Annotated in this window: 15 protein-coding genes; 11 read left to right on the forward strand and 4 right to left on the reverse strand. The window is 46.5% G+C overall.

Translation table 11 applies throughout. From position 1 onward, the window contains the following. Positions 1-4 precede the first annotated feature (4 nt). Positions 5-1,039, reverse strand: coding sequence for a type IV pilus twitching motility protein PilT (locus AA84_RS0107740; protein WP_028976718.1), 1,035 nt, complete (start codon positions 1,037-1,039; stop codon positions 5-7). Positions 1,040-1,062: 23 nt separating this feature from the next. After that, positions 1,063-2,721, reverse strand: a complete 1,659-nt coding sequence (locus AA84_RS0107745; RefSeq protein WP_028976719.1) for a GspE/PulE family protein — start codon at positions 2,719-2,721, stop codon at positions 1,063-1,065. A 102-nt stretch (positions 2,722-2,823) separates the two neighbouring features. On the opposite strand from AA84_RS0107745, the gene AA84_RS0107750 reads away from it, so the two are divergent. The 3 genes from AA84_RS0107750 to AA84_RS0107760 are packed head-to-tail and all read left to right on the forward strand — an operon-like array spanning position 2,824 to position 5,267. Then, the gene (locus tag AA84_RS0107750) at positions 2,824-3,240 is read left to right on the forward strand and encodes a type II secretion system protein (protein ID WP_236628077.1); all 417 of its coding nucleotides are present in this window, start codon (positions 2,824-2,826) and stop codon (positions 3,238-3,240) included. A gap of 13 nt (positions 3,241-3,253) precedes the next feature. Beyond that, on the forward strand, positions 3,254-3,754 hold the full coding sequence (locus AA84_RS0107755; RefSeq protein WP_028976721.1) for a PilW family protein: 501 nt from the start codon (positions 3,254-3,256) through the stop codon (positions 3,752-3,754). Beyond that, a complete protein-coding gene (locus AA84_RS0107760; protein ID WP_152540359.1) occupies positions 3,732-5,267 on the forward strand; it encodes a hypothetical protein in 1,536 nt (511 codons plus the stop codon). The genes AA84_RS0107755 and AA84_RS0107760 overlap by 23 nt, the downstream gene beginning before the upstream one ends. 66 nt (positions 5,268-5,333) lie before the next feature. Here AA84_RS0107760 and AA84_RS0107765 read toward each other — a convergent pair whose 3' ends face one another. Continuing rightward, a complete protein-coding gene (locus AA84_RS0107765) occupies positions 5,334-6,017 on the reverse strand; it encodes an RsfA family transcriptional regulator (protein WP_028976723.1) in 684 nt (227 codons plus the stop codon). 118 nt (positions 6,018-6,135) lie between these two features. After that, positions 6,136-7,473, reverse strand: coding sequence for a replication-associated recombination protein A (locus AA84_RS0107770; protein ID WP_028976724.1), 1,338 nt, complete (start codon positions 7,471-7,473; stop codon positions 6,136-6,138). Positions 7,474-7,724: 251 nt separating this feature from the next. Between AA84_RS0107770 and cymR the strand changes: the two genes are divergently transcribed. The 8 genes from cymR (at position 7,725) to alaS (ending at position 18,262) form a co-directional block, all read left to right on the forward strand. Continuing rightward, positions 7,725-8,147 carry a cysteine metabolism transcriptional regulator CymR gene (gene cymR, locus AA84_RS0107775; RefSeq protein WP_010025435.1) on the forward strand — a complete coding sequence of 141 codons (423 nt, stop codon included), beginning with the start codon at positions 7,725-7,727 and terminating at the stop codon, positions 8,145-8,147. A gap of 52 nt (positions 8,148-8,199) precedes the next feature. Further along, on the forward strand, positions 8,200-9,366 hold the full coding sequence (locus AA84_RS0107780) for a cysteine desulfurase family protein (protein ID WP_028976725.1): 1,167 nt from the start codon (positions 8,200-8,202) through the stop codon (positions 9,364-9,366). Positions 9,367-9,404: 38 nt separating this feature from the next. Beyond that, positions 9,405-10,499 (forward strand): tRNA 2-thiouridine(34) synthase MnmA, encoded by a 1,095-nt coding sequence (gene mnmA, locus AA84_RS0107785; RefSeq protein WP_051575070.1) that lies wholly within the window; start codon positions 9,405-9,407, stop codon positions 10,497-10,499. A gap of 205 nt (positions 10,500-10,704) precedes the next feature. After that, complete coding sequence (locus AA84_RS0107790) at positions 10,705-11,373, forward strand: tetratricopeptide repeat protein (protein WP_028976727.1); 669 nt, start codon at positions 10,705-10,707, stop codon at positions 11,371-11,373. Positions 11,374-11,392: 19 nt separating this feature from the next. Beyond that, positions 11,393-13,750 (forward strand): SF1B family DNA helicase RecD2, encoded by a 2,358-nt coding sequence (recD2, locus tag AA84_RS0107795; protein ID WP_028976728.1) that lies wholly within the window; start codon positions 11,393-11,395, stop codon positions 13,748-13,750. Between the two features lie 216 nt (positions 13,751-13,966). Next, positions 13,967-14,164, forward strand: coding sequence for a hypothetical protein (locus tag AA84_RS0107800; protein ID WP_028976729.1), 198 nt, complete (start codon positions 13,967-13,969; stop codon positions 14,162-14,164). A gap of 74 nt (positions 14,165-14,238) precedes the next feature. Next, positions 14,239-15,300: an AI-2E family transporter gene (locus AA84_RS0107805; RefSeq protein ID WP_028976730.1), complete on the forward strand. Its 1,062-nt coding sequence runs from the start codon at positions 14,239-14,241 to the stop codon at positions 15,298-15,300. Positions 15,301-15,619: 319 nt separating this feature from the next. Then, positions 15,620-18,262, forward strand: coding sequence for an alanine--tRNA ligase (alaS, locus tag AA84_RS0107810; RefSeq protein WP_028976731.1), 2,643 nt, complete (start codon positions 15,620-15,622; stop codon positions 18,260-18,262). Positions 18,263-18,264 lie beyond the last annotated feature (2 nt).

Consider the following 18,264-nt stretch of genomic DNA (forward strand, 5'->3'; position numbering starts at 1 on the left):
GTGTTCACTTCCTTGTTAAAAATGTTTCGATCGATTCACCGGCGATCTCGCGCCGCGTCAGCATATCCTGAACGCAGGCAGCCATCGTTTGCATGCCCTGCGCGCGATTGACCTGGATGACACTTGGAATCTGGTAGATCTTCTTCTCGCGAATCAAATGACTGATTGCTTTATTATTAATCATGACTTCGGTCGCCACACGCCGGCTGGTGTAGTCCGGGGATGGAAATAAGCGCTGCGACACCACAGACACGAGCTCGGCAGCCAGTTGAATGCGGATTTGTCCCTGCTGTTCGGGAGGGAAGACATCAATGATTCGGTCAACGGTTGAGACTGCATCGTTGGTATGCAGTGTCGCCAAGACGAGGTGACCGGTTTCTGCAGCCGTTAGTGCTGTTCGAATCGTCTCCAAGTCGCGCATTTCTCCAACCAGAATTACGTCCGGATCCTCGCGCAAAGCAGATCGAAGCCCTAGTGCGAACGACTGGGTATCGTAACCGATCTCGCGCTGCTGAATGATACAGCGGTTGTGTCGATGCAAATATTCGATCGGATCCTCTAGCGTAATGATATGACGGCGCAGTGTCTTGTTCATGTCGTCCACGAGCGCCGCAAGTGTCGTTGACTTTCCGCTTCCCGTCGGCCCCGTCACTAAGAATAAACCATGCGGTCGGTGAATGAGTGACTTTAGAACATTGGGCAAGCGTAGTGAAGCGAAATTGGGTATGGATTGCGGTATGACACGAAAGGCGATACTGTAGCATGAACGTTGCCGAAACGCATTCACCCGGAAACGCGATAATTTGGCAATGCTGTAAGAAAAGTCAAGTTCACCGTTCGCCTCCAGCTTTGCCAATTGTTCTTCGGATAGAATACCGCGAACGATTTCATCGGTGTCCGCAGGCCGAATGATCGGTTTGTCGAGTGCAGTTAATTCGCCGTTCAAACGGATCGTCGGCGGAATACCAACGGATAGATGTAAATCAGAGGCTCCGCGCCCGCAGGCAATCGCCAAACAGTCCTTAAGAAATTCAATCATAGTTCTCCCCCTAAGTCTACAGGTCAGCTGATAATTTTGAGCAGTTCGTCCACGGTAGTAATTCCTTGAGCGACTTTCGACAATCCATTTTGAAGCATTGACTCGCCGCCGGAATCACGAACCAGATTTTGAATGTCTGTAAAGGAATTGTGAGTAATCAGTTTTTCAGACAGTTCATCGCTCAGCGTCAACATTTCATGAACCGCAGTTCGCCCAAGATATCCGGTATGATGGCATGATTTGCACCCGGTGCCCTTCATCAGGGTATCGGGGCATTCCTGGCCTGCTTTTTGAAACAGTGCCTGATCAATGGCGGTTGATGCAGACGGTCGCGCGCAGTCGCGGCAGACACGTCGCACCAAACGCTGGGCGACGACACCGGTGAGCGATGCGGCCACGAGAAACGGGTCAACCCCCATATCAATCAAACGGTAGATGGTGGTCGGCACGTCATTGGTGTGCAAAGTGCTGAGTACAAGATGCCCGGTCAGCGAGGCACGAATCGCAATTTCCGCAGTCTCAGAGTCGCGAATTTCTCCGACCATGATGATGTTCGGATCCTGTCTCAGGATTGCTCTTAATCCGGCGGCAAACGTCAATCCGACTGGAGCATTCGTCTGAATCTGATTGATTCCGTCAATTTGGTATTCAACCGGATCTTCGATGGTAATGATGTTTTGGGTCTCATTGTTCAGGTAATTTAAAGCGGCGTAAAGCGTTGACGTTTTCCCGGAACCTGTCGGTCCTGTGATCAGCATTAACCCGGTCGGTTTGGAAATCATGTTCACAAAGGATTTTTGCTGCGACTCGGTAAAGCCGACGTTTGGGATTTTCAGCAGTAAATCCTTTGTATTCAGAAGTCGAAGCACGATACGTTCACCAAAAAGGGTCGGAAGCGTCGAAACCCGTAAATCCAGCCGGTTCTTGCCAATCGCGACTTTGACTCGTCCGTCCTGAGGCAAGCGGGTCTCTGTGATATCAAGCTGACTCATGACTTTGATTCGCGTCACAAGCACGCTCAAAATCTCTTTTGGAAACGTGCGATACGTGTGAAGCTCACCGTCAATACGAAACCGGACCACAACACTGAATTCATGGGGATCGATATGGATATCGCTGGCACGATCTTCTACAGCACTTAAGAGACATTTGTTGATCACTTTCAGAATCGGCGTATTCTCGACTGAAGTCAGTTCCGGCTCGTCAATCGGGCGGTTGTTGATCGATGTCAGAATCTCATTCACCGAATCTTCCTCGTTATAGAGCCGGTTGATTGTGCTGGTAATTTCACTTGGAAGTGCCAAAACAACTTTAACATGAAAACCGGTCATCATTTGCAGATCATCAATGGCGTAAAAATTTAGCGGATTTGCCATGGCAACAAAAAGGGTGTTGTTCTCTTTTTTATAGCAAATCAGTTCATTTTGCCGTGAAAAGGACTGGTCGACGAGATTAACCGTTTGATAATCAATGACTAGATTCGATAAATGGACTTGAGGGATAGCTAACTGTATCGAAAGTGCGTCGATCAGTTGTTGTTCGGAAATATATCCGCGCTCAATTAAGGCATGTCCTAATTTTTGTGATGAATCTTTTTGTTCCAGTGTCGAACTCAGCTGGTCTTGTGTAATCATTCCTGATTCGACAAGAAGGTCGCCTAATCTTCGATGTGTGCGCTGCATGTGTCTGCCCTCCTGATTCGTAATCTTTTAAAACGATACTTTCATTCTACACCAAAACCCATTAAAATAGATCTGACGACAGATGCGAAAGGACTGCGACTGATGAACCGAAAACAAGCAGGGATGACGCTAATCGAAGTCATTGCCGCAATAGCATTGCTGAGTATCGTCATTTTAACTTTCGCGTATGTATTTATCCAGAGCCAGCAAGTGACAACCAATAACGGCGACCGTTTGAACGCATTGCAGCTCGCGCAAAAAGAATTGTCGCAAGTGCTGAGCGCGGAAACACCTCCGGTTAACTCCGGATCCACTGTTTCTTCACCGACAGCCAGTCCTCTACATACAGACTTTACGATTAAAGTTCCCGATGAACAAAATTCAATCTACAAAACTTATGTTTATGTATTAAACAAAGGGAGCGAAGATGACCAGCTTTTACCTATCGTCGTTCGAACCTACTATAACGATACAAAATACGTAGAACTTTACAACTATTATACGATAACAAGCAATTGAGAGGTACAGGAAGATGATACATAATTCGAGAGGCGTGACGCTTGTCGAGATGCTCGCCGCAATAACCATTGCAACGATTTGTTTTGTTCTTATTTTCAGTATCTGGCTATCCGGCGAAAAATCAGCGCAACATACCATAACGGAAAACGATCTCCAAGCAGACGCTCATCTCGTACAAGCACGGATTACACGTGCGTTTTATGAACAGAAGGATAACCTTACTTTAACAATCGACAATGGTGAAGTAATTCTTGCCACTGGTAAGGGTAGTTCTTCACAACAAGAGCACATATCGAGTCCTGATTTGTTTTATAGTGGGGATGGCTCAGAATTACAAGATATATCAGATGATACTGGGAAATTTATTGGCACAAAACTAACTATTGATTATGTTATAAAAAAAAGAACAGCGGCAGGTAGTGCTGATAACGAGGGTCCAAGTTTTCATCTCTCAACAACATTAAACTATCCATGGGAAGACGTAGGGGAGCGTGAACCAAGTGATGCCCCATAAAAGAACGTTTCAGAAAAGAGAATCTGGGTATGCACTCGTTATCGTTCTCCTTGTTATTACAGTTTTCTCTGTACTCGGACTCACCGTCATGTCGGTATCTTTTAACCATACAAAGCAATTCAGCAAAGAAACCACACAAACCCAGGCATTAAACGTCGCTGAGATGGGGTTGAAGGCATACAATAAAGAACTTCAATCAAAACTATTAGATGTAAGCGAAGTAACTCAAACAAACTTTAAGGATAAAGTGATAGAAATCTTGCCTGGAACGCTTAATTCAAGTTCAAATCTTGTGATAAATTCGATGCAAGGAAATCCGTGTTATACAGTAACCCATGGAGAAGTCGGCGATTCAACGGATGATAAAATTACCGTCACAATTACCAGTCGGGGAACCACAAATGATGGAATTCAGGTGATTATGCAAAAAATAACGTTCGAGTATCGGCCGGTGGATACAGCAGCTACTGGTGATGCTGATCACACACCACCGTATATGGGACTATCTCTTCCGTATATAAGTGGGGGGTACCATAATGGTTATTTGAGTTGGTTACCTGCAGATTATACACCTAAGTGGATTTCTGAAGGCGATTTTGTACATCAAGGTGATGCTTATGTGAATAATAATACTGTAATTATAAGCGGTCGGCAGCCTACAACTAATGATGTAGTGCATCAAACTGTTGATTTGACAACTGTAAAAAATCAATTCAAGAATATGCCCTTATCCTATCCAGTCAATCAACCCATAAATGGTGCCGCTTCGATTAATGAAGATGCAGTAATGCAGGCTGAATATAATGGAAGTGTTAACTTTAACAGTTTTAATTTAAAAAAATCAAATCCAAGTGTCACTATTAATGGAAAAGCCTTCTTGGCAAGCAGTATAAACTCTGGTAATTTAAATGAAGGAACGATCATTTTTAATGATGATGTGGCAATAAATGGCGATCTTAATGCTGGAAATAAAACTCACTTTCTGTTTAAAGGAAATGTATATATAAATGGCGCAATCAACGCAAGTGATCATACTTCAATGAATTTTGAAAAATCATTGCTTATAAATGGAAGCGATATTAATTTAAACAACGATAGTACGATTTCCGTAAATGGTAATTTAAATGTCGCTAATGGATCATTGAATGGTTCATCAAGCTCTTCCGCATCATTTAATGGTAATGTCTATTTTAATCATGATTATAATTCTTCAGGCTCACATCATTTCTATGGTTATGTTTTTATCAACGGTTCTTTTAATAATAGTGGACCATTGAGGTTTGAACGAACTGTTTATGTACGAAAAGACTTCTATCCAAAAGCCGAAGGTTATTCAGTTATTTTTAAAAAAGGGGTAATTACGGCAGGAAATAATGCATCATTTAAAACCAGTGGTAATGGCGAGATTGTAATAAATGCTCAATTAAGGGGTGGGGGCGAATCAGAGGATGATGACAATGATGGAAATCAATCTCCTATAACAATAATTGATACAAAAACAAACTATCAGTAGTAAATAAATTTGTGAAAATACACCCCCGAGCCGTTTGAACTCGAGGGTGTATGCATTCTTACTTGTTTATTTCGCGATCTTTTCCAGGTTGCCGTTTTGGTCCATTTTGAAGGCGGGTGCTGATGCAGCGTCTTGATCTTGAAAGGCGACCATGCGACGGGCGCGGTCCATGATGCCGACCAGTGCTTGATAGTCTTCTTCAACGGTTTTCTGGCGTGATTTTAAGGTTTCGATCTCTTGGTCGAGTTCGCCGATACGTTTTTGTAAACGTGCATTTTCTTGTTTTAAATGCGTGTTTTCTTTATCCAGTCGGTTGCTTGTTGAGCTCCCGTTTTGCAGATGCTGCAGAAAGTGGATAACATCGGTTAATGTGAGGCTGCTTGTTGAGGAAGCGGCTGGTGTTCCGGTTTGTTGTGCCGGAGTTTCAGCAGTGAACGATGTAGGATCCGTGAGGTCCGCGGTTTCCATAACAGGAAATGATTGAGTCACTGGACGGGATATTCTGTTTTGCTGTTCGGCACGTTTTTTTTGTTTACGCTGTTTTTTTGCGATTTGTATTGCTTGTTCGTATTTTTGGCGGACAATGGCGTTCCAGCGGAATCCGCATGCAGCCCCGGTTCGATTCAGCCGATCGCCAACTTCTTCAAAGGCGTCGAGCTGGGTACTTCCTTCTCTGATATGGCGCAGGACGGTCTCTGCGAGCAGAAGATCATCTTCATGCGACCATGCATCTTGTCTCACTTTTGTCATGTTCTATGCTCCTTCTTGCATTCTTGTTGATTTGTAAAAAGGATTGACAACTTTTAAGACTTTTATACACGATCGATTTTCAAGAGGATTGAAGCTTTAAAATAAAAAAAGCGCTGTATCAGCGCTTTTTTTTGTCGCGCTCGACAAAATAGTCGAGTCGTTTTTGAACGGTTCGTTCATAGCCGCGTGGGGAAGGATGGTAGAAGTGCTTGCTGCGCAGCTTGTCCGGAAGATAGTCTTGCGGTACGTATCCGTCTTCGAAGTCGTGCGGATAGAGGTAACCTTTGCCATGTCCAAGCTTGGCCGCACCTTTATAGTGAGCATCACGCAGGTGGATGGGAACGTCGCCCGTTTTTTCATCTTTTACGGCAGCGAGTGCTTCATCAATACCGCTGATCACAGCATTGCTCTTTGGCGCTGTTGCGACATAGAGAGCTGCTTCGGCAAGCGGGATACGTGCTTCAGGCATCCCGATAAATGTGACTGCGGTCACCGCGGTATTGGCAATCAGAATCGCATTGGGGTCGGCAAGACCAACGTCTTCAGCGGCATGGATGAAAATACGGCGGGCGATAAATTTCGGATCTTCGCCAGCGGCGATCATCTTGGCGAGCCAGTAAAGCGTGGCATTTGGATCTGATCCGCGCATACTTTTGATGAATGCAGATACCGTATCGTAGTGGTTGTCTCCGTTTTTATCATACTGTAAGACCTTTTCCTGAATCGATTCCTCAGCGACGCTGCGATCAATATGGATGACGCCGTCGGCATTTGGGTCTGTGGTCAGCACGGCCAGCTCTAGGGCATGCAGTGCCGTGCGGCTATCACCATTTGCAACGCGAACAAGATGATCCAACGCATCCTCATCCACTTCGATGGACGATTCGCCGTAACCTCTTTTTTTATCGGTCAATGCATGGCTAAGAATCGTACGAATTGCTTTATCCGTCAAGGGCTCGAATCGAAATAATCGAGATCGAGACAGAAGTGCTGCATTGATCTCGAACATCGGACTTTCGGTTGTTGCACCGATGAGAATAATTGTACCTTTTTCAACGGAAGGCAGGAGTGCATCCTGCTGTCCCTTATTGAAGCGATGGATTTCATCAATAAATAAAATGGTTTTCTGCTGATCGAATTTCAATCGTTCTTCCGCAGCCGCAATAATCTTGCGAATATCGCCAACGCCGGATGTAACGGCGTTGAGCTGTTCGTAATAGGCAGAAGTGGTTTGAGCAATGATATGGGCAAGCGTCGTTTTGCCGGTCCCCGGTGGCCCAAAGAAAATCATCGGCGTCAGTTTGTCTGCTTGAATGGCACGGCGCAGCAGCCGTCCCTGACCGACAATTTGCTCCTGACCGACAAATTCATCGAGTGTTTGCGGACGCATCCGATCGGCGAGCGGCCGACCGTTTAAATTCGATTGGTCATCGGTTGGAAAGTCAAACAGATCCATCCCGATCATCCTCTCATTTTTCTGTATTTGCGGGAATCCTTCTTGATGACGTGCAACGCCAAGCATTTTCGTCTATAATAATTTAAGGTCTGAACATAGTTTACCATAAATCAGAAGCTATGTTCGTAGGGAATGCTTGTTTTAACAGAGTGGATCCGCGTACTGCTTCGGGGCAGACGTGCATCTTTGTCTCACTTGACAGGGTATAAATGAAAGAAGATAAATGTTGATTTAAGATGGGGTGTAACGAGATGAAAATTTCAACGAAAGGCCGTTACGGCTTGACGATTATGATGGCGCTTGCCAAAAACAAAGGTCGCGGACCGCTTTCGCTGAAGGCGATTGCCAATGAACATGATCTTTCCGAACACTATTTGGAACAATTAATTGCTCCTTTGCGCAATGCGGGGCTGGTCAGCAGCATTCGTGGAGCCTACGGCGGCTATGTTTTGGCGAAAATGCCGAGCGAAATCACGGCAGCCGACGTGATTCGTGTTCTGGAAGGGCCGATTCAACCGGTGGAAGTGATGGACGATGATGATCCGGCGAAACGTGAGCTGTGGGTGAAAATCCGTGATGCGGTACGCGATGTATTGCAAGGGACGACGCTCGACGATTTGATTCATTACGATTCCGATCCTCAAGTACAGGATCCGGATATGTTTTATATTTAAGCGAACGCGGGTTAGCTCGCGTGATTCGATTGATTTAAAGGAGTGATAAGGCGTGAATCCGATTTATCTTGATCATGCCGCAACAACACCGATTGATCCGGAAGTGCTTCAGGTCATGGTGGAAACGTATCAGCAGGTGGTAGGAAATCCGTCGAGTATTCACTCGTTCGGCCGACAGGCGCGCAAGATCGTTGATGAATCGCGTCATACAATTGCAAAATATATTGGTGCACGCAGCCGCGAGATCGTCTTTACCAGCGGTGGTACGGAAGGCGATAACATCGCTATTCTCGGTACGGCTTTCGCTAACAGCGATAAGGGAAAGCATATCATTACGACAAAAATTGAGCATCACGGTGTGTTAAAAACATGCGCATATTTAGAAACGCAAGGCTTCACGATTGACTACCTCGATGTGGATCGTACAGGACGCGTTTCACTTGATGAATTAAAAAGCAAACTACGTGAGGACACCATTCTCGTCTCGATAATGTTTGGAAATAATGAGGTTGGCACGATTCAGCCGATTCGGGAAATCGCGCACTTGCTCGCCGATCATCAGGCTTATTTCCACACGGATGTTGTGCAAGCCTTCGGTACGGCCGACATGGACGTTAAGGATACCCCCATCGACTTGATGTCGATGGCCGGTCACAAAATCGGCGGCCCAAAGGGTATCGGTTTTATTTTCGTAAGGGACGGTTTGTCGCTTCAGGCATATACGCATGGCGGTGATCAGGAGCGCAAACGGCGCGCCGGTACGGAAAATGTTCCGGCAATTGCCGGTCTGGCACGGGCAGTCGAAAAAGTCGGCGAACATTTTCATGAGCGGATTGACAACTGCTTGCATGCACGTCAAATAATTCTTGAGACACTTGATGAGGAAAAAGTGACCTATAAAATCAACGGTAATCCGGATCACTTTTTGCCTCAGGTATTGAATCTTTATTTTCCGGGAACCAATGTTGAAACGCTGCTCACAAAACTGGATTTAGCGGGAGTAGCAGTCTCCAGCGGTTCTGCCTGCACGGCGGGATCGGTGGAACCGTCACATGTGCTGACGGCAATGTTTGGCGAGCGAGCTCCGGAGACGGTCAGCTCAATTCGTGTTAGTTTCGGAGATCATATAGATGAAGATCAATTACGAGAGGCGGGGCGGATCATTGCCGCATCTGTCCGTGATCTCGTTTCGTTAAGAAAGGTGGGTGAAGTTTCGTGACTGGAAAATCCCCAAGCCGGACACGTGTCGTTGTTGGCATGTCGGGCGGAGTGGATTCAACCGTTGCCGCGCTGTTGCTGAAGCAGCAAGGCTATGATGTCGTTGGTATTTTCATGAAAAATTGGGACGATACCGATGAGAACGGGATTTGTACGGCAACGGAAGACTATGAAGATGTGGTCCGCGTTTCCAATCAAATCGGGATACCCTATTATGCAGTCAATTTTGAGAAACAGTATTGGGATCGTGTTTTTTCGTATTTCCTGGATGAGTATAAATTAGGGCGGACACCGAATCCGGATGTCATGTGCAATAAGGAAATTAAATTCAAAGCGTTTCTCGATCACGCGATGGCGCTCGGTGCGGACTATGTGGCAACCGGTCATTACGCGCGCGTTGACCGTCGCGATGGCAAAACAGCGATGATTCGTGCAGTCGATCAGAATAAGGATCAAACTTATTTCCTGAATCAGCTCTCGCAAGAACAGATCGCCAAGGTGATGTTCCCGCTCGGTGATCTGAAAAAGCCAGAGGTACGCGAAATTGCACGTGAACATCACTTGGCAACGGCTGAGAAAAAGGACAGTACCGGTATCTGCTTTATCGGTGAACGGAATTTTAAGGAGTTCCTGAGCCATTATCTGCCGGCAAACCGCGGTGAGATCCGCACCCTTGATGGTGAACTCAAAGGGTATCATGACGGGCTCATGTACTATACCAATGGTCAGCGCCAAGGACTTGGTATTGGCGGTCCGGGCGGCCCATGGTTTGTTTGTGGCAAAGACTTAAAGCGTAATATTCTGTATGTGGTGGAGGGATCCGAACACCCTGCGCTGCAAGCAAAAGGATTATTGGCTGACAAAGTCAATTGGATCTCCGGCACCGCAAAGCGCAGTGAGTTCCACTGCACAGCAAAATTCAGATATCGCCAGAAAGATCAACCAGTGACTGTTCATGTGCTCGACGACGAACGGCTTAAGGTCGTGTTTGATCAGCCGGAACGTGCGGTTACGCCGGGTCAATCGGTGGTTCTGTATGATGGTGATGAGTGCCTCGGCGGAGCAACGATTGCAACGATTTTAGGACAGGGAACAGATAAAACACTCGACTTTACAGACTCGGCTTTGCGCTAAAAGCTTGAGTCTTTTTCACAGGCATTTAAAGCGCAACACTTTTTTTATAAAACGAACGGACATGTGGATTTGAAGCGAGCAAGCTGCTCGGTCGTCCGCGGATACAAGCTAGATGGAGCGTACACCGCACTCTAAAGGAGATTGGGCGCTTTTCTCGCCCTTTTTTATACATAACGGAAAAACAGAACTATTTGGAGGCGATGGCATGAAGACGATGGAACAGGTGCAACGCTTGATTACTGAGAAAAAGTTCGAAGAAGCTGCGAAAGTGCTGGACCGTGCCATTTCCGAGTATCCGAATGACCCTGCCGGCTACACAAATTTCGGCAATCTGCTGATTGCGATGGGAGAAAATGCGCGTGCGGTCAACTTTTTCAAAAAAGCTCTGGAACTGGATCCAAGCTATGGTAGTGCCGCTTTTGGTTATGGTAACGCACAGTTCGAACGCGGTCGATATGCAGAAGCGCTGACTCAGTTTGCCGATGCACAGCGCGCGGGAATTAATGATGGTGACCTGTTTTACATGATCGGACGCTCAGCAAGCGAACTCGGCCATGCCGGTCAGGCACTCGCTGCCTTCCAGCGCTCGGTGGAATTAAATGAAACGGATACAGAAGCTCGGTTTCAATATGCACTTTCCTTGGCGAGGCTTGGAGACGTGGATGCGGCAGAAAAACAGTTTTTAACTGTGATTGAAGCCGACGCAGCGCATGCGGATGCGTACTATAATTTAGGTGTGATTGCTGCATTCCGAGATCAGATTACGAAAGCACGGCGCTTGCTTCATAAAGCGCTCGAACTTAGCCCAAACCATATACTGGCTGCAAATGGATTGAAAAGCTTAGATAAGCAGCAAACTGATCGGCAGAACTAAGCGAAAGGACGACGGGACAATGGAACAGACCACCATGGATCTTTTTTCAGATCAGACAAATTCAGTAAAGGGTGAGCCGATTCGAATCGTATTCCAGAACAGCGATAACGGATACACCGTGATGATTGTGAGAATTAATGAAACCACGGAGCCCATCAACGAAAAAGAGATCACAATGGTTGGTTTTTTCCCAACGATCCATTTGTACGAAACCTATCAATTTGCCGGCAAGTTGAAGACGCATCCAAGATATGGTCAGCAATATGAGGTAGAGACCTATCGAAAAATGCTGCCGAAATCGAAGTCCGGGGTAATCAGCTACCTCTCCGGCGATCTTTTTCCCGGAATAGGGAAAAAAACGGCGGAGATGATCGTTGGCGAACTTGGCGAACACGCGATTTCTGATATTTTAAATGATCCTTCATGTTTGGAGCGTGTACCGAAGCTCGATAAAGACAAGCGTTCGATGATTGCCGATACGTTGCTTAAAAATGAAGGATTGGAGAAAATTCTGATCGGGCTCTCGGACTACGGATTTGGTTCACAGCTGGCGACGAAGATCTATCAAGTATACGGAAATGATAGTCTCGAGGTTATCGCGGAGAATCCATACCAGCTGATTCAGGATATCGAGGGTATTGGTTTTCAACGTGCGGATGAACTTGCCGCATCTCTTGGCATTTCCGGAAACCATCCGGAGCGGATTCAAGCGGCCTATTTGTATTGGTTGAATGAACGGGCGATGAATGATGGCCATGTTTTCATGCCGGAACAAGCGACAATTTCAGAAGTCCAAAGACTATTATCCTCAAAAGAGAGCATCGATGAAGCGGATCTCATCCATGAGATTGATGTTCTGGAAGAGGATGGAAAATTGATTCGGGAAGACGATCAGCTTTATCTGCCGCAGCTTTACTATGCGGAAAAAGGAATTGTCACCGGCATTCAGAAGCTGGTTGAACAAGATGCAGAGGATGAATACTCGGAAAGCGAATTCCTCAAGGCGCTTGGCAAGGTTGAGGATAAGCTGTCGATGCAATATGCTGAGAGTCAGCAGCAAGCTATCCGTGAAGCGATCCAGTCCCCGATCATGATCTTAACCGGCGGGCCGGGAACGGGAAAGACGACGGTCATTCAAGGGATTGTAGAAGTCTATGCGGAGCTGAACAGTTGTTCGCTCGATCCGAAAGATTATGATGAGGATCATCCTTATCCTGTGTTGCTTGTTGCACCAACCGGACGTGCGGCAAAACGGATGAAAGAATCGACAGGACTTCCGGCTGTGACGATCCATCGGTTGCTCGGATGGAATGGTGGTTCCGGTTATGCGCATGATGAAAACGATCCGATTGAAGGAAAGCTGCTGATCGTCGATGAGATGTCAATGGTTGATTTATGGCTCGCCAATCAGCTGCTTAAGTCGTTGCCGGATGAGATGAAGATGGTCATTGTCGGAGACGAAGATCAGCTGCCTTCCGTTGGTCCCGGGCAGGTACTGAGCGACTTGATTCAATCCGACGCCGTTCCGGTGATCCGATTAACCGCTATTTTCCGTCAGGCGCAAGGCTCATCAATTATCGAACTTGCTCATGAAATCAAAGAGGGTAAAGCGGTCGATGTCGCAGAGCCGCGAAAGGATCGCCGTTTCTTCAAATGCCATCAGAACCAAGTGATTGATGTCATCTGCAAGGTCGCTGCCGGCGCACAAAAAAAGGGCTATCCGCCGAGGGACATTCAAGTGCTTGCGCCGATTTACCGTGGCAATGCCGGTATCGAACAGATTAATCGCTCCCTTCAAGAACTCTTTAATCCGAAAAATGACCAGAAACGTGAGCTGACGTACGGAGATCATATCTTCCGTGTTCATGATAAGGTATTGCAGTTGGTGAACAATCCTGATGAGCAAGTATTTAACGGTGACATTGGTGAGATATCCGCTATTTTTCGTGCAAAGGAGACGACAGATAAGGAAGATACGGTGATCGTCACTTTTGATTCGTCGGTTGAAGTCAAATACCTCAAGCATGATCTGAATCAGCTGACACTCGCGTACTGCTGCTCAATTCATAAGGCGCAGGGCAGCGAATTTCCAATTGTCATCCTGCCAATTGTTAAGGGGTATCACCGCATGCTGAAAAGGAATCTGATTTACACGGCGGTGACCCGGAGCAAGGATTCTCTCGTTCTATGCGGCGATGTTGAGGCATTTAATCAAGCGGTAAGCAGTAATGACGTGGATCAGCGCAACTCTAATCTTGCGCGAAAAATAGGCGAACGGCTGCATCTGATTGAGGAATCGGAACCTCAGTTGCATCCTGATGAGCCGGAGTTTGATCAGCCAACCGAAGCAGAAAACGCTCCCATCGCAAAGGATTGATGAGGTAGCGCACGTTACTTTAAATCAATAAGATGAATAAACTTGGTCACAAGCAATGGTTCAGATGCTGATTGGCCAAGTTTTTTTACGTATTGTCGTGCCCACAATCGAGTTTTGTTCTCTTTTTTTGATTAGGCATGTATATTTTCCAGCAGATATGGACATGGATGCCAGTAATGAAAGATGTAACAAAAGCTCATTACTGAGGTGAAAAAAATGAAATGTCCCAATTGCTCAAGTACTGATATCGGAAAAATAGGTGTCAATCAATTTTATTGCTGGAAATGTTTTATCGAATTAACCTTGCAAGATGGGAAATTGTCGCTGAGTCAGGTTGAGGAAGACGGCAGTTTGACCGATCTTGATGATTTGTTTCAAGAGTCTGAATTGGAAGCGAAAGCGAATGGTTTCTAAGCATTCATTCCGATCTTGTTTTATCGCTCATGATTCGCTGCGAATTGGGTAAAACTAGTTTTGGAGGGATCATGATGCGAAAATGGACTGCCCTGCAGTGGATGAAGATGCTGCTCATCATGTTGCTGCTTTTTCTAAATGGCTATTTATTCTACCGTTTGTTGCCGTTCATCGGGAGTGTTACCCATTTTTTGATGCATATCGCTATTCCTTTTTTTGCGGCAGCAATTATTTCGTATTTGCTGCACCCTTTAGTCGGCCGTGTGCAGCGCTTGGGGCTGCATCGGACGGTAGCTATTCTTGTGATCTATGCTGTTTTTTTTAGTCTTGTCGGTCTTGCCGTCTATAAAGGCGGTCCTGTTTTGCTGCATGAACTCCGCAGTTTGGATCACGAGATCACCAATTATCAGCAGTTGTATGAAACGAATCTGGATCGAGTGTACACGTCCACTCCAGAGGCGGTACATGATCAGGTGAATGAAGCGCTCGTTCGAATCAAACACAGTTTGAATAAAATGGGAAAAGGGATCATTGACTGGTGTTCCAATGTGATTCGCTCATTCTTGACCTTGCTCTTGATTCCTTTTCTTTCTTTTTACATGCTCAAAGATGCGGCGCTGATTAAGAAAAAGGTCCTGCTGTTTGTGCCAAAAAAATGGCGGAAACAAACGGCAGATCTCTGCGCTGAGATGGATCAATCCATAGGGATGTATATTCGCGGTCAGTTGACGGTCTGCGGTATACTGGCGGTGATGGCGACGATCGGACTATGGATCCTGAAGGTCCCTTATCCGATTGTGTTCGGACTGTTTATCGGAGCAACGGATTTGATCCCCTATTTCGGACCGTTTATTGGTGCGGCACCGGCCGTACTTGTGGCTGCGACGAAGTCGTTTTACGCCATGTCCGGCGTGATTTTGATGATCATTTTAATCCAATTTCTTGAAGGCAGTGTCATCGAGCCAATTGTGGTCGGAAAGAGTGCGGAAATCCATCCGCTCTATATCATGCTGGCAGTCGGTGCCGGAGGTGAGCTCGCTGGAATTGTGGGTATGTTGCTTGCGATTCCTTGTTTCATCATCATTCGCACGTGTTTGCGCCACCTGAACGAGCGGTTTCGAATCATTGACAAGTAAGGGGAATTTCATCTATAATTACGGCAGAATAGTGAAACCGAGACGAAAAGAATAGCGTGAAGCGTGCGGGCAGCGAGCTCATCAACCGAATGCAATGTGCGGGAACGGCTTTTCCGCCGTTCATCGGGGCAGCTGCAGCTGTTTGACGGGAAGAATTTTCCTGAGCGCTGTGATACATAGGCTGCGTTGCTTCTTTTCCTTGCGGCGCAGATTAAGCTTAAAAGCTTTCGTCCTTTCTGGTGATGGGATGAGAGCTTTTTTCATTGAGCGTCCGATTGGTTTACATAATGCTGTAACAAATTGAGTGGGGGTTCTTGTGATGAAACAATTAAGTTCATCGGAAGTTAGAAAAATGTTTTTGGACTTTTTCAAAGGAAAGGGTCATTCGGTTGAACCTAGCGCATCGCTGATTCCGGTCGATGATCCATCCTTGCTGTGGATCAACAGCGGTGTAGCGACACTGAAAAAATATTTCGATGGACGAGTCGTTCCTAAAAATCCGCGTATTTGCAACGCGCAGAAAGCGATTCGAACAAATGATATTGAGAATGTCGGTTATACGGCGCGCCACCATACATTTTTCGAAATGCTTGGCAACTTTTCAGTTGGCGATTACTTTAAAGAGGAAGCCATTACTTGGGCTTGGGAGTTTCTGACCAGTCCGGATTGGATTGCCTTTGATCCGGACAAACTGTCAGTAACGATCTATCCGCAAGATGAAGAAGCCTATCAGCTGTGGCATGAGAAGATCGGTCTTTCGGACAGCCGAATTATTAAGCTGGAACATAATTTTTGGGATATCGGTGAAGGCCCAAGCGGCCCGAATACAGAGATTTTCTATGATCGCGGACCTGCGTTCGGCGATGATCCGGATGATCCTGAACTGTATCCGGGCGGTGAGAATGAACGCTATCTTGAAGTCTGGAATCTTGTGTTCTCGCAATTTAATCACAATCCGGACGGCAGCCATACGCCGCTTCCAAAGAAAAACATTGATACCGGTATGGGACTTGAACGGATGGTCAGTGTCATTCAGGATGCGGAAACGAATTTTGATACCGATTTATTCATGCCGATCATTCACAAAATTGAAGCACTGTCTGGAGCAAAATATCAAACCGGTAAAAAGAACACGGCATTTAAAGTTATCGCCGATCATGTGCGGACGGTGACGTTTGCGATTGCCGATGGCGCCTTGCCCTCGAACGAAGGCCGTGGTTATGTCCTGCGCCGCTTGATCCGCCGTGCGGTACGCTATGCAATGGATCTTGGACTGGATAGGCCGTTCATGTTCAAATTGGTACCGATCGTTGCCGATATTATGAAGGATTACTACACGGAGGTTGCTGAAAAAGCAGCGTTCGTTCAGAAGGTCATTAAAGGCGAGGAAGAGCGCTTCCAAGAAACGATTCATGAAGGTGTCGCGATTCTGAAGCAGTACATTGATGAAGCAAAGGGCCGAGGCGAAAAGGAGATTGCCGGTGTCAATGTGTTTAAGCTTTACGACACTTTCGGGTTCCCGCTGGAACTTACAGAAGAATACGCGAATCAGGCTGGGCTTTCGATTAACAAAGATGGCTTCCAAAAGGAACTTGACGCGCAGCGGGATCGTGCGCGCGCGGCACGCAAAGACCAAAAGTCAATGCATGTTCAGAGCGATACGCTGCGCAATATCACCAATCCAAGCACGTTTATCGGATACAACGACTTCAAGGTAAACGGAGTAAAAGTGATCGCACTTGTGAAAGACAATGCAACCGTTGATCATGCGGTTGAAGGCGACACCGTGCAAATTATTTTGGATCGTACACCATTTTATGCGGAAATGGGCGGTCAAGTTGCCGACACAGGTGAATTGAGCAATTCAGACGTGCAACTCGCGGTCACCGCTGTTCAACACGCACCGAACGGACAGAACCTGCATACTTGTGTTGTAAAGCAAGGTCATCTTGCAATTGGCGATTCTCTGAATGCACAAATTGATGTAAAAGCACGACTTGCGATCCAGAAGAATCATACCGCAACACACTTACTTGATCAGGCACTTAAAGATGTACTCGGTTCGCATGTCAATCAGGCAGGGTCTTATGTGGCTGCCGATCGCCTGCGTTTCGATTTCTCACATTACGGCCAAGTCACCGATGAAGAACTGCAGCAAATTGAAGCGATTGTTAATGAAAAGATTTGGGAACAGCTGCCAGTCACAACCAAGGAAATGCCGATTGATGAAGCCAAGAAGCTGGGTGCGGTTGCTTTATTTGGTGAAAAATACGGTAAAGTCGTACGTGTCGTTAGTGCTGGAGATTACAGCATTGAATTATGCGGCGGCTGTCATGTAGCTAATACGGCCGAACTAGGGTTATTCACGCTTGTCAGCGAGAGCGGCATCGGCGCCGGCACACGACGGATCGAAGCTTTGACTGGGGAAGCAGCATTTAAACGTCTGAATGCAGTTAAGCTTCAGTCGAAAGCCATTGCTGCATCGCTGAAGGTGGCGCTGGATCAATTGCCGGAACGTATTGACGGACTTCAGCAACAAATCAAGAACCTGGAAAAAGAAAACACGGCGCTAATGAATAAGCTTGGTAGTGCGAAAACCGGAGAACTGGAACAATCTGCGAAAAAGAACGGTGACGTTGCGTACATTGCAGAAAAGATCGACTCGGTGGACATGAATCAGCTGCGTGCCATGGCCGACGATCTGAAGAATAAGCTGAAATCGGTTATTGTTGTTCTTGCTTCGGTCGAAGATGGGAAGGTCCATTTTGTTGCCGGTGTAACGAAAGACCTGATCCAAAAAGGCTTCCACGCAGGCAAAATTGTTAAGGAAGTTGCGGCCATTTGCGGCGGCGGCGGCGGCGGGCGACCGGATATGGCTCAAGCCGGTGGCAAACAGCCTGAAAAAGTACGGGATGCACTCGATGCAGTTTCTGATTTGATTGAGAAAGCGGCTGTCCGCTGATT

The organism is Sporolactobacillus terrae DSM 11697 (assembly GCF_000648615.1).
Lineage (GTDB): Bacteria > Bacillota > Bacilli > Bacillales > Sporolactobacillaceae > Sporolactobacillus > Sporolactobacillus terrae.

Coding starts and splice junctions, on each gene's coding strand:
- AA84_RS0107740 (WP_028976718.1), bottom strand. CDS start 1,039: ATGATTGAATTTCTTAAGGACTGTTTGGCGATTGCCTGCGGGCGCGGA.
- AA84_RS0107745 (WP_028976719.1), bottom strand. CDS start 2,721: ATGCAGCGCACACATCGAAGATTAGGCGACCTTCTTGTCGAATCAGGA.
- AA84_RS0107750 (WP_236628077.1), top strand. CDS start 2,824: ATGAACCGAAAACAAGCAGGGATGACGCTAATCGAAGTCATTGCCGCA.
- AA84_RS0107755 (WP_028976721.1), top strand. CDS start 3,254: ATGATACATAATTCGAGAGGCGTGACGCTTGTCGAGATGCTCGCCGCA.
- AA84_RS0107765 (WP_028976723.1), bottom strand. CDS start 6,017: ATGACAAAAGTGAGACAAGATGCATGGTCGCATGAAGATGATCTTCTG.
- AA84_RS0107770 (WP_028976724.1), bottom strand. CDS start 7,473: ATGGATCTGTTTGACTTTCCAACCGATGACCAATCGAATTTAAACGGT.
- cymR (WP_010025435.1), top strand. CDS start 7,725: ATGAAAATTTCAACGAAAGGCCGTTACGGCTTGACGATTATGATGGCG.
- mnmA (WP_051575070.1), top strand. CDS start 9,405: ATGTCGGGCGGAGTGGATTCAACCGTTGCCGCGCTGTTGCTGAAGCAG.
- AA84_RS0107790 (WP_028976727.1), top strand. CDS start 10,705: ATGAAGACGATGGAACAGGTGCAACGCTTGATTACTGAGAAAAAGTTC.
- recD2 (WP_028976728.1), top strand. CDS start 11,393: ATGGAACAGACCACCATGGATCTTTTTTCAGATCAGACAAATTCAGTA.
- AA84_RS0107800 (WP_028976729.1), top strand. CDS start 13,967: ATGAAATGTCCCAATTGCTCAAGTACTGATATCGGAAAAATAGGTGTC.
- AA84_RS0107805 (WP_028976730.1), top strand. CDS start 14,239: ATGCGAAAATGGACTGCCCTGCAGTGGATGAAGATGCTGCTCATCATG.
- alaS (WP_028976731.1), top strand. CDS start 15,620: ATGAAACAATTAAGTTCATCGGAAGTTAGAAAAATGTTTTTGGACTTT.